Origin of the sequence: Pseudoalteromonas sp. B62, from assembly GCF_037162565.1 — a bacterium.
Classification (GTDB): domain Bacteria; phylum Pseudomonadota; class Gammaproteobacteria; order Enterobacterales; family Alteromonadaceae; genus Pseudoalteromonas; species Pseudoalteromonas fuliginea.
The window spans coordinates 3,621,166-3,641,465 of sequence record NZ_JARLVB010000002.1 but is presented as its reverse complement, the minus strand read 5'-3'; the positions used below and the strand labels follow the sequence as shown (position 1 = coordinate 3,641,465).

16 protein-coding genes, 10 tRNA genes and 1 pseudogene are annotated in these 20,300 nt (G+C 40.4%); 6 read left to right on the top strand and 21 right to left on the bottom strand.

Annotated elements, in window-relative coordinates:
* Positions 1-44 precede the first annotated feature (44 nt).
* The 5 genes from lnt to miaB are packed head-to-tail and all read right to left on the bottom strand — an operon-like array spanning position 45 to position 5,515.
* Entirely contained in the window at positions 45-1,607 is a 1,563-nt protein-coding gene (lnt, locus tag P4S71_RS21000; RefSeq protein WP_337151442.1) for an apolipoprotein N-acyltransferase, read from the bottom strand.
* Positions 1,588-2,472: a CNNM family magnesium/cobalt transport protein CorC gene (corC, locus tag P4S71_RS20995; protein ID WP_002958541.1), complete on the bottom strand. Its 885-nt coding sequence runs from the start codon at positions 2,470-2,472 to the stop codon at positions 1,588-1,590. The genes lnt and corC overlap by 20 nt, the downstream gene beginning before the upstream one ends.
* Before the next feature lie 22 nt (positions 2,473-2,494).
* The gene (gene ybeY / locus P4S71_RS20990) at positions 2,495-2,953 is read right to left on the bottom strand and encodes an rRNA maturation RNase YbeY (protein ID WP_008138284.1); all 459 of its coding nucleotides are present in this window, start codon (positions 2,951-2,953) and stop codon (positions 2,495-2,497) included.
* A 4-nt stretch (positions 2,954-2,957) separates the two neighbouring features.
* Positions 2,958-4,016 (bottom strand): PhoH family protein, encoded by a 1,059-nt coding sequence (locus tag P4S71_RS20985; RefSeq protein ID WP_337151441.1) that lies wholly within the window; start codon positions 4,014-4,016, stop codon positions 2,958-2,960.
* 50 nt (positions 4,017-4,066) lie between these two features.
* Positions 4,067-5,515, bottom strand: a complete 1,449-nt coding sequence (gene miaB / locus P4S71_RS20980; RefSeq protein WP_337120114.1) for a tRNA (N6-isopentenyl adenosine(37)-C2)-methylthiotransferase MiaB — start codon at positions 5,513-5,515, stop codon at positions 4,067-4,069.
* A 169-nt stretch (positions 5,516-5,684) separates the two neighbouring features.
* Between miaB and P4S71_RS20975 the strand changes: the two genes are divergently transcribed.
* Both P4S71_RS20975 and P4S71_RS20970 read left to right on the top strand, forming a co-directional pair.
* The gene (locus P4S71_RS20975) at positions 5,685-6,941 is read left to right on the top strand and encodes an FAD-dependent monooxygenase (RefSeq protein WP_337151440.1); all 1,257 of its coding nucleotides are present in this window, start codon (positions 5,685-5,687) and stop codon (positions 6,939-6,941) included.
* 193 nt (positions 6,942-7,134) lie between these two features.
* Positions 7,135-8,724, top strand: a complete 1,590-nt coding sequence (locus P4S71_RS20970; RefSeq protein WP_337151439.1) for a putative bifunctional diguanylate cyclase/phosphodiesterase — start codon at positions 7,135-7,137, stop codon at positions 8,722-8,724.
* Between the two features lie 5 nt (positions 8,725-8,729).
* On the opposite strand, the gene P4S71_RS20965 is transcribed toward P4S71_RS20970, so the two are convergent.
* The 16 genes and pseudogenes from P4S71_RS20965 to lolB all read right to left on the bottom strand — a co-directional run bounded on the left by P4S71_RS20965 (position 8,730) and on the right by lolB (position 15,401).
* A tRNA-Gln gene (locus tag P4S71_RS20965) sits at positions 8,730-8,804 on the bottom strand.
* Positions 8,805-8,843: 39 nt separating this feature from the next.
* Positions 8,844-8,928, bottom strand: a tRNA-Leu gene (locus P4S71_RS20960).
* Between the two features lie 71 nt (positions 8,929-8,999).
* A tRNA-Gln gene (locus P4S71_RS20955) sits at positions 9,000-9,074 on the bottom strand.
* A gap of 40 nt (positions 9,075-9,114) precedes the next feature.
* Positions 9,115-9,199: transfer RNA gene (locus P4S71_RS20950), tRNA-Leu, on the bottom strand.
* Between the two features lie 71 nt (positions 9,200-9,270).
* Positions 9,271-9,345: transfer RNA gene (locus P4S71_RS20945), tRNA-Gln, on the bottom strand.
* A 39-nt stretch (positions 9,346-9,384) separates the two neighbouring features.
* Positions 9,385-9,469: transfer RNA gene (locus P4S71_RS20940), tRNA-Leu, on the bottom strand.
* 89 nt (positions 9,470-9,558) lie between these two features.
* Positions 9,559-9,635: transfer RNA gene (locus P4S71_RS20935), tRNA-Met, on the bottom strand.
* 5 nt (positions 9,636-9,640) lie between these two features.
* A tRNA-Gln gene (locus P4S71_RS20930) sits at positions 9,641-9,715 on the bottom strand.
* Between the two features lie 39 nt (positions 9,716-9,754).
* Positions 9,755-9,839, bottom strand: a tRNA-Leu gene (locus P4S71_RS20925).
* A 47-nt stretch (positions 9,840-9,886) separates the two neighbouring features.
* Positions 9,887-9,963: transfer RNA gene (locus tag P4S71_RS20920), tRNA-Met, on the bottom strand.
* Positions 9,964-10,409: 446 nt separating this feature from the next.
* Positions 10,410-11,501 carry a redox-regulated ATPase YchF gene (gene ychF, locus P4S71_RS20915; protein WP_007378123.1) on the bottom strand — a complete coding sequence of 364 codons (1,092 nt, stop codon included), beginning with the start codon at positions 11,499-11,501 and terminating at the stop codon, positions 10,410-10,412.
* A gap of 53 nt (positions 11,502-11,554) precedes the next feature.
* Positions 11,555-12,139 (bottom strand): aminoacyl-tRNA hydrolase, encoded by a 585-nt coding sequence (pth, locus tag P4S71_RS20910; protein WP_002958548.1) that lies wholly within the window; start codon positions 12,137-12,139, stop codon positions 11,555-11,557.
* Positions 12,140-12,158: 19 nt separating this feature from the next.
* Positions 12,159-12,770, bottom strand: coding sequence for a 50S ribosomal protein L25/general stress protein Ctc (locus P4S71_RS20905; protein WP_033029113.1), 612 nt, complete (start codon positions 12,768-12,770; stop codon positions 12,159-12,161).
* A gap of 148 nt (positions 12,771-12,918) precedes the next feature.
* On the bottom strand, positions 12,919-13,866 hold the full coding sequence (locus P4S71_RS20900; protein ID WP_007378121.1) for a ribose-phosphate pyrophosphokinase: 948 nt from the start codon (positions 13,864-13,866) through the stop codon (positions 12,919-12,921).
* 88 nt (positions 13,867-13,954) lie between these two features.
* On the bottom strand, positions 13,955-14,812 hold the full coding sequence (gene ispE / locus P4S71_RS20895) for a 4-(cytidine 5'-diphospho)-2-C-methyl-D-erythritol kinase (RefSeq protein ID WP_337151438.1): 858 nt from the start codon (positions 14,810-14,812) through the stop codon (positions 13,955-13,957).
* Positions 14,813-14,814: 2 nt separating this feature from the next.
* Positions 14,815-15,401: pseudogene (gene lolB / locus P4S71_RS20890) on the bottom strand (lipoprotein insertase outer membrane protein LolB).
* An 83-nt stretch (positions 15,402-15,484) separates the two neighbouring features.
* Here lolB and hemA point away from each other — a divergent pair.
* From hemA to P4S71_RS20870, 4 genes are read left to right on the top strand one after another with little or no spacing between them, the layout of a single operon-like run.
* Positions 15,485-16,741: a glutamyl-tRNA reductase gene (gene hemA, locus P4S71_RS20885; RefSeq protein ID WP_007378118.1), complete on the top strand. Its 1,257-nt coding sequence runs from the start codon at positions 15,485-15,487 to the stop codon at positions 16,739-16,741.
* Between the two features lie 7 nt (positions 16,742-16,748).
* Positions 16,749-17,834, top strand: a complete 1,086-nt coding sequence (gene prfA / locus P4S71_RS20880; RefSeq protein ID WP_337151437.1) for a peptide chain release factor 1 — start codon at positions 16,749-16,751, stop codon at positions 17,832-17,834.
* Between the two features lie 2 nt (positions 17,835-17,836).
* Positions 17,837-18,676: a peptide chain release factor N(5)-glutamine methyltransferase gene (gene prmC, locus P4S71_RS20875; protein WP_337151436.1), complete on the top strand. Its 840-nt coding sequence runs from the start codon at positions 17,837-17,839 to the stop codon at positions 18,674-18,676.
* A 54-nt stretch (positions 18,677-18,730) separates the two neighbouring features.
* Positions 18,731-20,275: a DUF3369 domain-containing protein gene (locus tag P4S71_RS20870; RefSeq protein WP_337151435.1), complete on the top strand. Its 1,545-nt coding sequence runs from the start codon at positions 18,731-18,733 to the stop codon at positions 20,273-20,275.
* Positions 20,276-20,300: the final 25 nt, after the last annotated feature.

Sequence of the window (20,300 nt, the reverse complement as noted above, 5' to 3'; positions counted from 1 at the left end):
GGCTTGAAATTAAAGCGCGATAATTATCTTACCACGCTTTAATTTTAAATATTTCTTTTATCTTTTAGTTTTAGCCCAAACCCAACAACACCCAGCAAGAACACAAATCCCCACACAAACATGTTGCCGTATTGGCTGTATACGCTGTCGCCTTGTATAAGCTTAATGTTGGCTTTCAATGTAGTAGCTTCAAACTGTGGCATGGTTTGTTGTGTGTGGCTTATGGGGTCGTATACGGCGCTTACCCCATTGTTGGTAACACGTACTAGAGGGCGTTGTAGTTCGAGCGCGCGCATACGGGCTATTTGCATATGTTGCAATGGCCCAATGGAGTCGCCAAACCAGGCATCGTTACTTACCGTAAAGAGTAGGTCGGAATCGCTTTTGTAATTTCCGCGTACTAAGTCGGCAAAAACAATTTCGTAGCAAATAGCGGGGAGTAAGTTGTAGCCGTTGGCGCGCAAGTTATTTTGCACTTTGTCGCCACGCGTAAACGACGACATAGGTAAATCAAACAAAGGCGCGATTGGGCGCAAAAAGTCTTGAAACGGTACAAATTCTCCAATAGGTAATAGCTGGTGTTTTTGATAACGGTTTTTATCAAGGTAATGGTAATGCCCGTGCTCGTCGCCGCGTTCTTTATTACCAACCACAATAAGCGTATTGAATATGTTTTTAGTGTCTCGCTGGTAGTCAACAATACCGGTTACAAGGGCGGTTTTATTAAACGAAGCGGCACTGTCTAAATTGGCTAGGTAGGAATCAGCAAGCATTTCTATTTCAGGCACTGCGGCTTCGGGCCATACTATTAAGTCTGCATCCCAATGTGGGCGTGTCAGGTCTTGGTATTTGCTCATTGTGGTCCAAAACTCACTTGGCTCAAAGCGCAGGTGTTGCTGTATGTTGCCTTGTACGAGCAATACTGACATGTTTTTATCTGTGTAATGAATACTGCCTGTGGTGTTTGCACCTGCAAAAATAAGCGCAACAGCTGTAGCCGTAACCGCCGGGGTTTTAAAATCTTTTTGGATAAGTCTATACAGTGCAAAGCCAATAGCGACACAGGTAAGAGTTAAGCCAAACTCGCCAATATAAGGGGCAAGCAGCCTTAAAGGTCCGTCGGTTTGTGTGTAGCCAAAACTTAACCACGGGAAACCGGTAAGTACGGTGCCACGTAAATACTCACTAATTGCAAAGCAGGCAATTAGTAATGCGCCAAAGCTTTTAGGGCCTGTGGCAAAACGAGTAGTTGCCCAAAAGGCAAGTGCGGGAAATAACGCTAAGTATGAACACAGTAAGGCCATTAACGAGAGCGACGCAATAAGCGGCATGCCGCCAAATGTGGCAATAGAGACATGTACCCAGCTTATACCTGCACCAAACCAGCCCAGGCCAAATATAAAGCCATATTTAGCAGCAGTTTTTGCGTGTGCTTTACCGGTATTATTGGGATTACTGCAAAAAATTATGGCGCCAAGACTAATAAATACGATGGGCCAAATTTCAAAAGGGGCATAGCCAAAAGTTAAAACAAGGCCCGCAACGAGTGCGAGCCATGCTTTTTTATCTTTTGCTAATAGGGTAAGTCTAGTTAGCAGTTTCTTCACTGTCGTTATCATCAGCCTTAGGAACGGTGACTTGCAGTTGCAAAATACGACGATTGTCGGCGTTGGTTACTTTAAATTGGTAACCTTCTATGTCAATCGTTTCACCACGGCTTGGCATATGGCCAAATGCGTGCAGTACAGTTCCGCCAATAGTATCGGCTTCGTCTGTGCTGTAGCCTGTTTTAAAATGCTCGTTAAAGTCATCTACAGGAGTGAGTGCTTGCACTACGTGGACATGTTTAGCAAGTTGACGAATATCTTGATGTTCTTCTTCTTCGTCGTGCTCATCTTCGATTTCGCCAACAATTATTTCAAGAATATCTTCAATCGTTACTAAGCCAGATACGCCGCCGTATTCGTCAATAACAACAGCCATATGGTAGCGTTGCTGACGGAATTCGTTTAGCAATGTATCAACACGTTTGCTTTCAGGTACTACCATTGCTGGGCGTAAATAATCGCGTATTGATGGTAAATGCTCGTCTTTATTTAAGATAAGCGGTAGCAAATCTTTAGCGAGTAAAAAACCTTCTACATGGTCTTTGTCTTCAATCACCACTGGAAAACGTGAGTGAGTTGAATCGACCATCATTGGAATTAGCTCTTCAAGCGGGCTGTCGATCTCAAGAGTGATCATTTGTGAGCGCGGAACCATTATGTCTCGCACCTTAAGCTCAGACACGCCAAGCACACCTTCTATCATTTCTTTTGTTTCTGGATCGATTACGTCTCGTTCTTGCGCATCGGCAATAACTTCGACCAGCTCTTCTCTATTCTGGGGTTCCCCTTGCAACATTTGGGCTATTCTACCCAACCACGTTTTGCCAGAAGAACCCTGGCTAGATTGCGAGTTACCGTCGCTCATTGCGTCTAATTGCTCCGTTAATTTAAATTTCGTCCCGGTATGGGTCTGCTATGTTTAGCTCTGCAAGTAATTGCTTTTCTATGCTTTCCATCTCAAAAGCATCTTCACTCTTTATATGGTCAAATCCAAGCAAATGCAAGCATCCGTGAATAACCATGTGAGCAAAGTGGTCATGAAATGACTTTTCTTGCTCAATTGCTTCAGCTAATACAATGGCTGGGCAAATAATTAAATCACCAACCAAAGGAATATCTATTCCGGGTGGTGCTTCAAATTCGAACGACAGTACGTTGGTCGGTTTATTTTTACCGCGATAGTCGTTATTAAGTTGTTGCGATTGCGCTTCGTCGCTAATAACGATACTGAGTTCGGACTCGTCACGGTATTGGCTAAGGGCTTTGTCGGCCCATAGTGCAAATTGTTCTTCGCTTGGGAGGTTGTCAAACTCACAGGCTATTTGTAAATCAAGTTCGGTTGTCAAAGTATTACTCTTTAGTAGTAGGCTGTTGAAGAGCAGCGAGTGCGTCTTTTGCATTTTGCTTTTCAATGCGCTTAAGTCGCTCGCTTTCGTCGTTACGCTCGTAGGCTTCAACTATGCGTGCTACAACAGGGTGGCGTACTACGTCTTGGGCTTTGAAGTAGTTAAAGCTAATTTCGTTTACGCCATCAAGCACTTCAATTGCATGGCGAAGGCCTGAGCGTGTGCCACGAGGTAAATCGACCTGTGTAATATCGCCTGTAATCACCGCTTTTGAGTTAAACCCTATACGGGTTAAAAACATTTTCATTTGCTCGGCGGTGGTATTTTGGCTTTCATCTAAAATAATAAAGGCATCGTTTAAAGTACGTCCGCGCATGTAAGCAAGCGGTGCGACTTCGATGATATTTTTTTCGATGAGCTTTTCTACTCTTTCAAAACCTAGCATTTCAAAAAGCGCATCGTAAAGAGGGCGCAGGTATGGGTCTATTTTTTGACTTAAATCGCCTGGTAAAAAGCCAAGCTTTTCGCCCGCTTCTACAGCAGGACGCGTTAATAATATGCGGCGTATTTCTTGGCGCTCAAGGGCGTCAACGGCGGCAGCAACTGCAAGGTAAGTTTTACCAGTACCAGCAGGGCCAATACCAAAGGTAATGTCGTGGTTTAAAATATTAGCCACATAAACACCTTGGTTGTCGTTACGTGGTTTAATAACACCACGGCGGGTTTTAATCACCATTTCTTTGCCATAAGCGCTGCTTGATGCATCTTGCTCTAAGGCTTTTGATTCGGTAATAGCTAAATGAACGGCGTCGGGTTCTATTTCGCCTAAAACACCACGAACTGGCTGAGTATCAACATAAAGGTTTTTTAAGATTTCTACAGCGCCGGCGCAGTTGTGTAGTTTACCGGTTACTTTAAAAAAGTTGTCGCGGTGAATTATTTCAACAGCCAGGTGGCGTTCAATTTGTTTGACGTTTTCGTCAAACGGGCCACATAAAGAAGAAAGGCGTTTGTTATCGGCAGGTTCTAAATAAATCTCTAACGTTTTTAACTGATTACTCAAAATTGCTTCCTATCGTACTGCGCCAGCGTTAACTGGCGCTAATTGTGTGACTAAGGAACGAAAGTAGCTACGCCAATTTCGTTAACAGTGTCTGGTTTTGGCTCTGCAGCTGCAGCTTTAGTTAAAATAGCTGAAGGAGCGATTTCGCGTCGTAAGTTCATTTCTGATTCTGTACGAATTAAGTCACCACGTAAAGAGTTTGGTAATGCCTCGGTAATACGTACATCAACAAACTGTCCGATCACAGTGTGTGGGCCAACAAAGTTAACTACACGGTTGTTTTCGGTACGGCCACGTAATTCCATTGGGTTCTTCTTAGAAGGACCCTCAACAAGTATACGTTGCTCTGTATCGAACATTTGACGGCTAATTTGCTGCGCCATTTGTGTAATACGGTTTTGTAGTAAGTATAAGCGTTCTTTTTTCTCTTGCTCTGTTACGTCATCTGGCAAATCTGCCGCTGGCGTACCTGGGCGCGCACTGTAAATAAAGCTAAAGCTCATATCAAAACCAATGTCGCTGATAAGCTTCATGGTTGCTTCAAAGTCTTCTTTACTTTCGCCTGGAAAACCAATAATGAAATCTGACGACATGCTTAAGTTAGGGCGAATTTTACGTAACTTACGAATTGTCGATTTGTATTCAATTGCCGTATGGCCACGTTTCATTAGATTTAATATACGGTCTGAACCACTTTGTACTGGTAGGTGTAAGTGATCTACAAGCTCTGGTACATCGGCGTAAACCTCAATGATGTCTGGCGTAAATTCTACCGGATGCGATGTGGTGTAACGAATACGGTCAATACCATCAATAGCAGCAATAAGACGAATTAAATCTGAGAAGTAACAAATTTCGCCATCGTGCGTGTCTCCGCGGTATGCATTTACGTTTTGGCCTAATAGGTTAACTTCACGTACGTTTTGCTCAGCAAGCTGTGCAATTTCAAGTAATACGTCATCGACTGGGCGACTAACTTCTTCGCCGCGAGTATAAGGTACAACACAAAAAGTACAGTATTTAGAACAGCCTTCCATAATTGATACAAATGCAGATGGGCCATCAGCTTTTGGCTCTGGCAGGCGGTCAAATTTTTCAATCTCTGGGAATGAAATATCAACAACCGATGAGCCTTTGTCGCCTTGCACTTGTTTAATCATTTCTGGTAAACGATGTAGTGTTTGCGGACCAAAAATAACATCTACAAATGGCGCACGTTGGCGAATAGAATCACCTTCTTGTGAGGCAACACACCCACCTACACCAATTATTAAATCTGGCTTGTCGTCTTTTAATAACTTCCAGCGTCCTAATTGGTGAAATACTTTTTCTTGTGCTTTTTCACGAATTGAACAGGTGTTGAGTAAGATTACGTCGGCATCTGTTGCATCTTCAGTTAGCTGGTAGCCGTTAGTGGCATCTAAAAGTTCAGCCATTTTCTGAGAGTCGTATTCGTTCATCTGACAACCCCAGGTTTTAATATGCAGCTTTTTGCTCATTGAAATATAGCCTCGTGTTCAATTCGATAGTGGCACAAAAATGTGCTTGAAACAGGATTAAGGAGCAAGCATGCTCACTTAAAGGACGCGTATTTTAGCTGGATACCCGCCCAGATCCAAGTATAGTTTTCATGTTTGTGATCTCAAATCAATACGAGGCCAGTTTAATGTGCTGTTAGGGATATCCTCTGGTATAAAACAAATTAATTTTGATACAATCAAAACAGACTCAAGTAATAATAAAATGATGAAAAACATGACTAAAAATAATGTGATAGTGGTTGGTGGGGGCATGGTTGGCGCGGCTATGGCGATAAAGCTTGCTCAGCAAGGCTTTGGCGTTCGCATAATCGAAAAACACCTAATAGACCCATCACAGCTTCTTAGTAGTGATAAGGTGGATATTAGAGTGTCGGCTATTAATCGTTTTTCAGAAAATTTGCTTGATGAATTAGGTGCCATGCCGCTTTTAAGACAAAACCGCATAGCGCCTTATCAACAATTAGAGGCTTTTGAACGCGGTGGTGACAATTTGTTATTTGATTGCGCCGATATAAACACCACGCATTTAGGTCATTTGATTGAAAATAATTTAATTCAAGCCTGTTTATGGCAGCAATTTGATCATTATAAGATTGAGGTTATTGAGCAAGCCACACCGATTACTAAAATAGAGCAAACCAGTGATTTAATTACGCTTGTGTATGGAGCTCAAACCTATACCGCTGATTTAGTAATTGCAGCCGATGGTGGGCAGTCGCAATTGCGTGATAAGGCGAATATTGGTATTACGGGGTGGCAGTACCAGCAGCATTGCATGGGGGTGTTAATTAAACTCGATGCGCCGCAACAAATTAAAACCTGGCAGCAGTTTACGCCAAGTGGGCCACTCGCATTTTTGCCAATGCAGGCACCGTACGCTAATTTAATTTGGTACGACGATGCAAATACACTGCAAGCATTTAAAGGGCTAAGCCCAACTCAGTTAAAAACGCACATACTTAATAAATTTCCAGAGCTTGCTGGAGACTTTGAAGTACAAACCCATGCGATATTTCCGCTTACTCGCCAACATGCTAACAATTATTCGCAAGGGCGTTTGGTTTTAGTGGGCGACGCTGCACATACAATTAATCCGCTTGCAGGGCAGGGTGTAAATTTAGGTTTTCAGGACGTAGTGGCACTTGCTGAGGTTTTAGACAATGCAGGGGATATAGGGTGCCCGCTAAAACTTAAAGAATATGAGCGAGCTCGCCGTAAGGCTAATTTGTTAATGATGAGCATGATGGATGCCTGTTACTTTGGCTTTTCTAACCAAGTAGCGCCGCTTAAATGGGCACGTAGCCAGTTTTTAAAAATGGCTAATAATACAGGGCCAATAAAAAACTGGGTGTTAAAATATGCCATTAGCGGAGAGCTAAGTTAGTTTCTAAAAAGATTACCCCCTAATAAAGCGATTAACAATACTGTTAATCGCGCCCTTAAAAGTTATAACCTCTTCATAAAACAACAATCATATTTGGTAAGTGGGCTACCCTGAGCTTTTTAATGTATTTTATTTCGTTATTAGATTTATTAGCCATACTAAATGTATAACAAATTGCATTTAAAGAGTGTCTGTGGATAGGCCATTTATTTTTATGATTATAATAGGGATATTACTGTTAACTGTAAGTATCAAACCAACAATACAAGTATGCAAAAAAACGAATCGGTTTGCATGGAGCTTATTGCTTATTTTAATTGTGCTGTTTATTTTTGGCTACTGTTGGGTACTTTATTATTTTATTTTTTATGGTAGTGAACCGTTTGTAACAACTAGTGTTTCATTTATTTTAGTTGGTGGCGGCACATTTGTTTATTTAGTTGTTAGGTTAAGCCTCAAAAGTATCTTAGAGCTAGAGCGCTCAGCTCAACACCAACAATTTCTAGCTGAACACGATAGTTTAACTAACCTACCTAAACGTAAAAAATTCTTTAATGTACTCAATGAGAACATAGAATATAACCAACCTTTCATTTTGTTTTTAATAGATTTAAATAACTTTAAACGTGTAAACGATACTTATGGAAATAATTTTGGGGATTTGTTGTTGTGTGCATTTTCCAAAGCATTAAGCCAACACTTATCCGAGATTGCTAAGTTATATAGGATTGGGGGAGACGAATTTGCATTGCTTTTAAACTCAGCCACTCAGGATAAGTATGATTTATGTATTCAATTAATAAATAAGGCAGTACAAAAACCTTTTTTAATTTATGAACAAACTATACGCGTTAAGCTAAGAATTGGAGTGAGCTATTACCCCAAACATAGTATGCAAAATAACGAACTATTCAAACAGGCTGATTTAGCGCTGCATGAAGCAAAAAAGACACAGCAACAGATTGTTATTTATTTTAAGGATTTGAGCATTAGGGCGGATAATTTATTTGATATGTCCTTACTTATAAAGCAAGCATTGAAAAATAAAGAGTTTGAGCTTTATTTACAACCAATATTTTCTTCTAACCTTAATGAAATGCATGGAGCTGAAGCATTAATACGCTGGCCACAAAGTGATGGTTCATTTATTAGCCCTGAGGTGTTTATTAAAACAGCTGAGCAAATGGGGTTAATTTTAAATATTTCCAAGTGGGTGGTGTTAGAAACTATAAATCATTTAAAGTCGTTAAAAGCTTTGGGGTTTATCGGGGCTATTCACGTAAATTTATCAACAAGGGATTTAGAAAGCCAAGATTTTTATGAGCTTATTGAGCAATTAATCAGTGTCGATCCGACGTTGAGTGACTCAATAATTTTTGAAATCACAGAGGGTGCTATGATGACAAATATAGAAGCCGCTCGCACTATGATGTACAAGCTTAACGACCGCGGTTTTGAGTTTAGTGTAGATGATTTTGGGACTGGATTTTCTTCGTTATCATTACTAAGAGAGTTACCAATCAACCAAATAAAAATAGACCGGTCATTTATTAAAGATATGCTAACACAACCCGCTGACTATGCGATTGTAGAATCAACGTTATTTTTAGCTAGCAGACTTAATTGTAAAGTAGTGGCAGAGGGCATTGAAAATAAAGCGCTTAGAAATACACTCACAGCAATGAAATGTGATTATTTACAAGGGTATTATTATAGCAAACCTATTAAAATTAATGATTTTATACTGAAGTACTTAAATGAAGAAATAGGTGGGGTAGTTTAACAAATTGGCTGGGATACCAGGATTTGAACCTGGGAATGCCAGGATCAAAACCTGGTGCCTTACCGCTTGGCGATATCCCAACTATAAATTTGCATTAGTTTTAGTTCTTAATAAGAACATGGTGCGGAAGGAGAGACTTGAACTCTCACAACCTAAGTTACTGGAACCTAAATCCAGCGCGTCTACCAATTCCGCCACTCCCGCATCACTAATTTGCTCATTTAAACTCTAAGCGAGAGCTATTCTTTTATCCAACTTTCCTTGGTAGAAGAAGTTGGCTGGGATACCAGGATTTGAACCTGGGAATGCCAGGATCAAAACCTGGTGCCTTACCGCTTGGCGATATCCCAACAAAGAATTATTTGATAGGTTTAGTTCGTATCAAGAACATGGTGCGGAAAGAGAGACTTGAACTCTCACAACCTAAGTTACTGGAACCTAAATCCAGCGCGTCTACCAATTCCGCCACTCCCGCATCAACAATTTGCTCATTTAAACTCTAAGCAGAGCTATTCTTTATGTCCAACTTTACTTGGTAGAAGAAGTTGGCTGGGATACCAGGATTTGAACCTGGGAATGCCAGGATCAAAACCTGGTGCCTTACCGCTTGGCGATATCCCAACAAAGAATTAATTGATAATTTTATTTCTTATCAAGAAATGGTGCGGAAAGAGAGACTTGAACTCTCACAACCGAAGTTACTGGAACCTAAATCCAGCGCGTCTACCAATTCCGCCACTCCCGCATCGTTTGTGTAATAAAACACAGGTAGTTATTTTAAACTCTTCATTGAGTGCAATTTAACTCTTGCAGAGCCACTTCTAAAATAAGAAATGGTGGCTAAGACGGGATTTGAACCTGTGACCCCATCATTATGAGTGATGTGCTCTAACCAGCTGAGCTACTTAGCCATTGTTGGCTGGGATACCAGGATTTGAACCTGGGAATGCCAGGATCAAAACCTGGTGCCTTACCGCTTGGCGATATCCCAACAATAACAATTGATAGTTTTAATTCTTATCAAGAATTATGGTGCGGAAGGAGAGACTTGAACTCTCACATCCTAAGATACTGGAACCTAAATCCAGCGCGTCTACCAATTCCGCCACTCCCGCACACAAGGTAGTTATTTTAAACTCTTCATTGAGCAACAAAAAAATAATGGTGGCTAAGACGGGATTTGAACCTGTGACCCCATCATTATGAGTGATGTGCTCTAACCAGCTGAGCTACTTAGCCATCTTTTTTTGTTAGCACTTCATCGCTGTGTGCGGGGCGTATTATGCTGATATGACCCAAATTCGTCAACACCTTTTTTGCAAAAAAACACTTAACAGTGTTTGTTTGCAGGAAAATTAAGCTAAGCGGCTAACTTTTAATAAAAATGATGATTTTTTGACTACAATTCACATACAAAATTTACAGTCAAATAAAAAAGAGCAAAAGCCTGCAATTTAAAACTGTTTGATAATTAAACAAATTGTTAGGGACTTAACATTAACTTGTCGATGAGGTATTTTTTATTGAGGTTAAATCTTCGCCGCTGTGTATTTTTTAGATTAAACGCTGACTTTTAGCTTGTGATTACATCAATTTTATAAGTTTATAAAGCTGAGGGTACAAAAAAGGCTCGTAAAAACGAGCCTTTAAAAATTATTACCAATCTAAATTGGTTTAATTTGTACTTATACGTTGAACAAGAAGTTCATTACATCGCCATCTTTAACAATGTACTCTTTACCTTCTTGACGCATCTTGCCTGCTTCTTTTGCGCCACTCTCACCTTTAAAGGCAACAAAGTCGTCAAAAGCAATAGTTTGCGCACGAATAAAGCCACGCTCGAAGTCAGTATGGATTTTACCCGCTGCTTGTGGCGCTGTCGCACCTACAGGGATTGTCCATGCACGCACTTCTTTTACGCCAGCTGTGAAATAAGTTTGTAACTGTAGTAATTCATAACCACCACGAATAACAAGGTTAAGACCTGGCTCTTCTAGACCAAGATCAGCCATAAACTCAAGCTTGTCTTCGTCATCTAGCTCTGAAAGTTCAGACTCGATAGCGGCACATACAGGAACAACAATCGCATCTTCAGCTGCAGCAATAGCGCGTACACGATCAAGGTATGGGTTATTTTCAAAACCATCTTCAGCAACGTTTGCAATATACATTGTTGGTTTAATCGTTAAGAAGTTAATAGAGCTGATTGCTGCTTTTTCTTCTTTAGTAAGTGCTAGACCACGTAAAGTTAAGCCTTCATCAAGATGTACTTTTACTTTTTCAAGGACAGCATTTTGCTCTTTAGCGTCTTTATCGCCACCTTTTGCTTTTTTTGCATTACGGAAAAGGGCTTTTTCAGCGCTATCCATATCAGCAAGTACTAACTCAGTGTTGATTACGTCAATATCGTCAGCAGGGTCAATAGTACCTGCTACGTGGATGATGTTTTCATCTTCAAAACAGCGAACTACGTGGCCAATTGCATCGGTTTCACGAATATTAGCTAAAAACTGGTTACCAAGGCCTTCACCTTTAGATGCGCCTTTTACTAATCCTGCAATGTCTACAAATTCCATACTAGTGGTAAGAATTCGTTGAGGATTAACAATTTTAGCAAGTTCGTCTAGACGAGGATCTGGCACAGGTACCACACCTGTATTAGGCTCAATGGTACAAAAAGGAAAGTTAGCGGCTTCAATACCCGCTTTAGTTAGTGCATTGAAAAGCGTTGATTTACCAACGTTAGGCAAGCCAACGATGCCACATTTAAAACCCATAGTAAGATACCTTGTTTAGAATTCGTTTAAACGGTGTACTTGGACCCAAGTTACTAGGGTTTAAACGAATGTAGTCTGTTTTGTGCTTTTAACACACCATCTTTTGCAAGTATTTCCATGCAACGAACTGCTTCATCAACAGCAGCATCCATTTTTTCTTGGTCTTCTTTGGCCGCTTTTCCAAGCACCCAACCAGTTACCATTTCACGATGCCCCGGATGACCTACACCAATGCGCAAGCGCATAAAGTCTTTTTGATTTGCCATTTTTGCAATAATGTCTTTTAAACCATTATGACCGCCATGCCCGCCGCCTTTTTTTAATTTGGCAACGCCTGGGTCTAAATCCAATTCGTCATGGGCAACTAAAATGTCCTCGACAGGGATTTTGAAAAAATTAGCTAAACTACTGACCGCTTTACCACTTAAATTCATGTAAGTAGTGGGGATCAATAATTTGAATTCTTGGCCTTGAATTATCACTTTGCCTGTAAGGCCGTGATACTTAGGATCGTGTTTTAGAGTGCAGTTATAGCGTGCAGCGATTTGCTCGATAAACCAAGCACCTGCATTGTGGCGTGTGTTTGCGTATTCGGGGCCTGGATTAGCCAGGCCCACAAGCATTTGAATAGAATTCAAGGTTGCGAGACCTTAAAAATTATTCTGCTGCTGCAGCGTCGTCTTCAACTGGAGCTGCTTTGTTTGCTTTGATAGTCAGGATAGACTGATCATGGCCTTCGCCTTTACCTAAATCTACAGAGCTAACGCCTTTAGGGAAAGTAAGGTCAGAAATATGAACAGAATCGCCAACAACAAACTTAGAAACATCTACTTCAATGAATTCTGGAAGTGCTTTTGGAAGACACGTAATTTCAACTTCAGTTAACTGGTGAACAACAGTTGCGCCAGCTTTAGTTACAATCTCTTCACCGATGAAGTGTAGAGGAACTTTAGTTTGAAATTTATGAGTAGCATCTACACGTTGGAAATCAAGGTGAGTAAGCTTAGGCTTGAATGGGTGACGTTGGATATCTTTTAAGATTACTTCAACAGCTTCGCCATCTACGTTAAGCGTAAGGATATGCGTGTAAAAGCCTTCGTCTTCTTGTGCTTTGATCATATCTTTATGAGCAAAAGTAAGTGATAAAGCTTCTTTATCAGCTCCGTAAAGGATTGCTGGAACTTTGTCTTCGCGACGTAGGCGGCGGCTCGCACCAGTACCAGTTTCTACGCGAAGTTCAGCGTTATAAGTGTAAGTTTTGTTAGACATGATGTCTCCAATAATTAAATGTGTAGGGCCTTTGCGACCAAGGACCCCAGCCAAAAGGCGCGCTATCATACCACCACACGATTTTAAAATATACATCGCTTACAAAAAAAGCGCCTAAAGGCGCTTTTATATTCAGAAATGTTTGATTTTAGTGCTCGAACATCGCTGAAATAGATTCCTCGTTACTAATACGACGAATAGTTTCCGCTAACATATCTGCAAGCGTTAATACCTTAATTTTATCAAGGGCTTTAAGTTCCTCAGATAATGGAATTGAGTCAGTTACAATAACTTCATCAATTACTGAGTCACGTAAATTTTCTGCTGCTTTACCTGAAAGAATCGGGTGGGTAGCATAAGCAAATACACGCTTTGCACCATGTTCTTTAAGTGCTTCAGCTGCTTTACACAAGGTACCACCGGTATCAATCATATCATCGACGATAATACAATCACGGCCTTCAACGTCACCAATAATATGCATTACTTGAGAAACGTTTGCTTGTGGGCGGCGTTTATCAATAATAGCTAAATCAGTATCATTTAGTAATTTTGCAATAGCGCGAGCTCGTACAACACCACCAATATCTGGAGATACAATCACAACATCATCAAAATGACGCTCTTTCATATCTTCAAGTAATACAGGGCTGCCGAATACGTTATCCACTGGTACATCAAAGAAGCCTTGGATTTGCTCTGCGTGTAAATCAACCGTAAGAACACGGTCAACACCAACGCTTGATAAGAAATCTGCAACAACTTTAGCAGTAATTGGTACACGGGCAGAACGTACACGACGATCTTGACGGGCATAACCAAAATAAGGAATGACGGCAGTAATACGACCTGCAGATGCACGACGTAGTGCATCAACCATAACGATAAGTTCCATAAGGTTATCGTTTGTAGGGGCACAGGTTGATTGCAATATAAAAACATCCGAGCCACGAACATTTTCATTTATTTGAACACTGATCTCACCGTCGCTAAAACGGCCAACAACAGCATCGCCTAATTCAATATATAAACGTTTTGCAACTTTTTGAGCTAACTCAGGTGTTGCGTTACCAGCGAAGAGCTTCATGTCAGGCACGGTTGGGTTCCTCAGGCACTGAAATTTTGGACTAACGGGCAATGATAAATACCACTGCGAGTTAACTTATTATTACTTGTACGTTACTTCATTGATCGAATATGGCGGCTAACTCCGTATGAGCAGGGGAGATATTAACGCTTGAGGCGATAAATCCCTGCCAAGTATGGGGGAGATTAGCAAGTACATCTTGTGCTTGAACTTGACTCGCAAATTCTACAAAACAACATGAACCTGTTCCGGTCATCTTCGACGGAGCGTATTTTAGCAACCACTGGAGGGTCTTTTCAACCTCGGGACAGAGCTTTTTAACTAAAGGCTCACAATCGTTGGTCAAAGTATGGTGTTTCCAATCGCCTAAAATTTTTGGTGTATCGCGTTTTAAATCCGGATGCGAAAATATTGTAGCTGTACTTACATGTTGATTTGGGTGTACGACGCAGTACCATTTTTGCTCAAGTTCTACTTGGTGTAATTCTTCGCCAATCCCATGTGCTATGGCGCTTTGACCTCGAACAAATACAGGAACATCAGCCCCTAGTTGTAACCCTAAACGTGCTAATTCATCTAAACTACGATCAATTTTCCAGAGTTTATTTAAGGCCAATAACGTGGTCGCAGCATCAGACGAACCACCGCCAACACCGCCACCCATTGGTAAACGTTTTATTAAATTTATTTTTACACCCAGTCGTGTTTTACTCTGAGTTTTTAATAATAAAGCGGCTTTATAGATAAGATTATCGGTTAATGTTATGCCTTTAGTATCACCTGTTATAAAAATGTCGGGTGTATCTATCAGCTCAAAAGTCAGTTCGTCACCAAAATTTAAAAAAGTAAATAACGTTTCTAACTCATGATAGCCATCTTCACGGCGACCATTAATGTGTAAAAATAAGTTGAGTTTTGCCGGAGCAATAAGTGTAAAAGACGTCGTGTTATTCATATTTAATTAAATTGCCAATCGTAGAGTTGAATTTTGATTTTAATTTTTTGGTGTTTTAATGTTATTTTTGTTGGCAGCCAATATCCTGCACTTTGTATATAGCTGGCATACTCTATTTGCCACTTTTTACCTATGTCATCGAACCACAGTACTTGTGTGGCACGACCAAGTTCATCGACTTTTAAACTTTGCGCGTCAATTGTGCCTTTTAACCAATTTTCAGCATTATTAACTGGGAGAGTAAAACCAGTTAAACGCTTAAGAAGTTGTGCGGCATTTGTGTCGTAATACTTATCGTCATCAAATTCTAGTTCTGCGCCTTCGCTTGTTTGTCTGAGTTGCAAAATACGCGTACCAATAAATGAGGTAAGCACTAAATTGTTATTGTTTTTGGTTTGTTGCCAATTTAAATTTGCAGATTGGCGCTCATCTGGGCTTATAAGAGCCAATTTACCTTTTACATGCCAAGTTTTTTGATCTGCTAGGTGAGCTTTCCAATTGTCATAAAGTATTGTTTTAGATGTTATTTGTTGGGCGCAACCGCCTAAAAATAAAAAAACATGAGTAAAATAAAATATTGTCGAATCAAATGTTGTTCCTTACTTTCCATATTCCGCTGATTTTTGATAAAATTGCCGCCTTTGAAGTAGGGCTCAGCAATATTTGGCACATATGACCATAATAGCACTCGGTATTAATCACAAAACCGCTTCCGTAGAATTACGTGAGAAAGTGGCTTTTTCGCCTGAGCAAATTTCAGAGGCGTTGCAACAATTAAGTGGCCACGCCGACTTTAATGAAGCTGTAATTGTTTCTACCTGTAATCGAACTGAAGTCTATTGTAGCCTTGCTCAGCAAAATTCCCAAACACTGTTGAGTTGGCTTGCCAGTTTCCATGGTTTGGATGAACTTGAACTGATTAAGAATATATATTGCTATGAAAATAACGAGGCAATAAAGCACTTAATGCGTGTTGCTTGCGGGTTAGACTCTTTAGTTTTGGGTGAACCGCAAATTTTAGGGCAAATTAAGCAAGCCTACAATAGCGCCAAAACGCATGATGCAGTAGGTGTTACATTTGATCGGTTATTTCAAAAAACATTTTCGGTTGCTAAAGAAGTTCGTACAGAAACCAACATTGGTGCAAGCGCTGTTTCAGTGGCGTTTGCCGCCGTTAACTTGGCAAAACATATTTATGGCAAACTCGACAAAACCAATGTTTTATTAATTGGTGCAGGTGAAACAATTGAACTGGTAGCTAAACACTTATACCAAAATGAGCCGCAAAATATCACCGTTGCCAATAGAACAATTGAACGAGCGCGTAGCTTAGCTGATGAAGTGTCTGCGGATGTTATTGCATTAGCGCAACTGCCTGAACGTTTATATAAAGCGGATATCGTGATTAGTTCTACCGCCAGTACATTACCAATTATTGGTAAAGGGGTTGTTGAACAAGCGCTTAAACAGCGACGCCATAAACCTATGCTATTTATTGATATTGCGGTTCCGCGTGATATAGAAAGTCAGGTAGGAGAACTTGATGCAGCCTATTTATATTCCGTTGATGACTTACAAACCATTGTAAGCGAGAATATGGCGGCACGAGAACAAGCGGCTGAACAAGCACAAATAATTATTACTGAACGCACCAAAGAATTTGCAATGTGGATGCGCTCACTCGATTCGGTAGATTTAATTCGCCATTATCGAAATGATGTACAAACAATAAAGTCGGAATTAGTGGAAAGAGCCGTTAGTCAGCTTTCTAGTGGTAAAGACGCAGAAAAAGTAATTTTAGAGTTGGCCAATAAATTAACCAATCGCTTAATGCACGCGCCTACCCGTGCAATACAAGATGCAGCGAAAAAAGGTGAAGTGGCGCAGCTAAACCAGTTGAAAAAAATGTTAGGTATTGATCAGGAATAACCGTTAAATGAAAGAGTCTGTTTATAATAAATTAGAAACCTTAGTAGAGCGTTACGAAGAAGTACAAGCGCTGCTAAGCGACCCGTCGGTCATTAGTGATCAAAATCGTTTTCGTGGGCTTTCAAAAGAATACTCCGAGCTTGAAGAGATTGTAAAAACGTTTTTAACTTATAAAGAAACGCAAGACAATTTAGCCAGTGCAGAAGAGATGCTTAAAGATTCTGACCCTGAAATGCGTGAAATGGCGCAAGAAGAATATAAAGAAGCTAAAGCACAAATTTTGGTAATAGAGGATCAAATTCAAGTATTAATGTTGCCAAAAGATCCGCGAGATAACAATAACGTGTTTGTTGAAGTACGCGCTGGAACAGGCGGTGATGAAGCGGCTATTTTTGCTGGCGATTTATTCCGTATGTACAGTCGCTATGCAGAAACTAAAAAATGGAAAGTAGAAGTTGTGAGCACCAATGAAGGTGAGCACGGTGGTTACAAAGAAGTGATTGCGAATATCAGTGGCGAAGGCGTCTACGGTCAATTAAAGTTTGAATCAGGTGTACACCGCGTACAACGTGTGCCAGAAACTGAATCACAAGGGCGAGTGCATACCTCTGCGTGTACTGTTGCGGTAATGGCGGAAGTACCAGAGGCCGAAGCGATACAAATTAATACCGCAGATTTAAAAGTTGATACATTTCGTGCATCAGGCGCAGGTGGTCAGCACGTTAACAAAACCGATTCTGCTATTCGACTTACACACATACCTACCGGTGTTGTGGTTGAGTGTCAGGATCAGCGTTCGCAGCATAAAAACCGCGCTAAAGCGATGTCAGTACTTGCAGCTCGACTGCAACAAGCTGAAGATGAAAAACGCCACGCGGCAGAAGCTTCTGAACGTCGTGACTTGGTAGGTAGTGGCGATCGTTCTGAGCGTATTCGTACTTATAACTACCCGCAAGGTCGTATTACCGATCACCGTATTAACTTAACACTTTATCGTTTAAACGAAGTGGTAGCCGGTGATTTAAGTGCGATTATTGACCCATTAATGCAAGAGCATCAAGCTGACTTACTTGCGGCCATGGGCGACGAGTAATTGTGGCTCACACTCTTGAACAAGCAATTGCTGCAGGTGCTGATTTATTAGCACCTAGCAGCGAAAGTGCTAAATTAGACGCACAAGTTTTACTTTTACATATTCTTCAAAAACCTCGCAGTTACCTTTTTACTTGGCCAGAGCATGAACTTAACGCTAAGCAACAACAGCAATTTAATACATTTTGCCAACGACGTTTAAACGGTGAACCTGTTGCACATATTACAGGGCAACGTGAGTTTTGGAGCTTATCGCTTGAAGTTAACGCAACAACCTTAATACCTCGCCCTGATACTGAAACATTAGTAGAACAAGCACTTGAAGTGGCTGTTCCTGCTACAGCTAAAGTACTTGATTTAGGCACGGGTACTGGTGCAATTGCGTTGGCACTGGGTAGTGAAATGGCTGATTGGCAAATTATTGCAGTAGATAGAGTAAGCGATGCCGTTGCACTTGCTACACGTAACCAGCAGCGATTGGCAATTAATAACGTGCACGTTAAACAAAGCAACTGGTTTAGTGAGTTGCACGGTGAAAAGTTTAATCTAATAGTCACAAACCCACCTTACATCGAAAGCAGCGATATACATTTAAATCAGGGCGATGTGCGTTTTGAGCCTTTATCGGCATTAGTGGCTGATGATTGCGGAATGTTTGATATTAAACAAATAATTACACAATCACGTGACTATTTGCTATCTAATGGCTATCTTTTAATAGAACACGGTTTTGAGCAAGGTGAAGCTGTTCGTCATTTCTTTGAAAAAATGGCGTTTATTAATATTAAAACAGTAAAAGACTTTGGCAATAATGACCGTGTAACGCTCGCACAGTGGCCTTAAATAGTAAAAATTGTCTACTTGTGTATTAAAAAATGCTGCGAGGAAATTTTAGCTATGATGGATGATTTCTTATTTTCAGATGAGCCTCAAGAGCCTGTTAGTAAAATAGAACAGGGCACCTGGAAAGTATTAATCGTTGACGACGAACCTGAGGTGCATGCTGTAACAAAATTGGCATTAAGCGATTTTGATTTTCAAAATAAACGATTGGAGTTTATAAGTGCATACTCTGGTGCAGAAGCGAAAAAGTTAATAGACGAGCACTCTGATGCCGCCATAGTTTTGCTTGATGTAGTAATGGAAACAGATGATGCGGGTTTGCAAGTCGCTAAATACATTCGTGAAACGGCTAAAAACAATCATATTCGAATTATTTTACGAACGGGTCAACCGGGTCAAGCACCTGAAAGGCAAGTTATTGTTGATTATGATATTAATGATTATAAATCGAAAACGGAATTAACGGCGCAAAAACTATTCACTGTTATTATGTCTAGTCTTCGTTCATATCGCGATATTATTTCTATTGAACAATCACGCGAAGGGCTAGAGAAAATAATAAAAGCCTCAAGGGATATATTTTCGGCTCATTCAATAGATAGTTTCACTGAGGGCGTAATGCAGCAACTTACCTCGTTATTAGGTATTGCAGATCAAGCAATGTACGCCACTACATTAGTTGCTCAAAATCCAGAAGAAAACAATAACAAAAAGCTTATTGTTCGTTCAGGTACAGGGGACTTTGAACAAAGTGAAGGAAAAGAGTTAGAGCTGGTTCTTAAAAGTGAACAACTTGAAGCGTGTCAACAAGCATTAAGTGACAAAACAATCGTATATAAAGATAATTACCTATTTGCTTACTGCAGTAGTCAATATAATCATAACTCAATGTTATTTATATCAGGTACCCCAAAATTATTAACGGATACGCAACGTCATTTAATTGAGATTTTTTCGCAAAATGTGCAATTAGCATTTGAAAATGTGCAGTTACAATCAGAAATAGAAGCAACTCAGCAGGAATTAGTTTATAGATTGAGTGAAGCGGTAGAGCAGCGCTCAAGTGAAACAGGTAATCATGTTAAGCGTGTGGCTAATATTTGTCACATATTGGCTGAGGGTTATGGCTTATCTAAGCGAGAAGCCGATTTAGTTCGATTAGCATCGCCTTTGCATGATGTTGGAAAAGTAGGTATACCGGATGCTATTTTAAATAAACCAGGAAAGCTCGACGGCCAAGAGTGGGAAGTGATGAAAACCCACACAGATAAAGGTTATAGCATTTTAAAAGACTCACCGAGGGAAATTGTTAGTGCTGGTGCAATTATAGCAAAAGAACACCATGAAAAATGGGATGGCTCTGGCTATCCGAATGGATTGAAAGGTGAAGAAATAAATGTATTTGGCCGAATAGTCTCTCTTGCTGACGTTTATGATGCACTTCGCCATAAACGCTGTTATAAAGAACCTTGGTCACTGCAACGAGTGGTTGATGAAATCAATTCACAAAAAGGATCGCATTTTGAGCCTAAACTTGTTGAAGTGCTTAACGATAAGCTTAATGAAATAGAAATAGTATTAACTCGTTTTCCAGATTAATATCAAAAATATAGAAGTCAGGGGC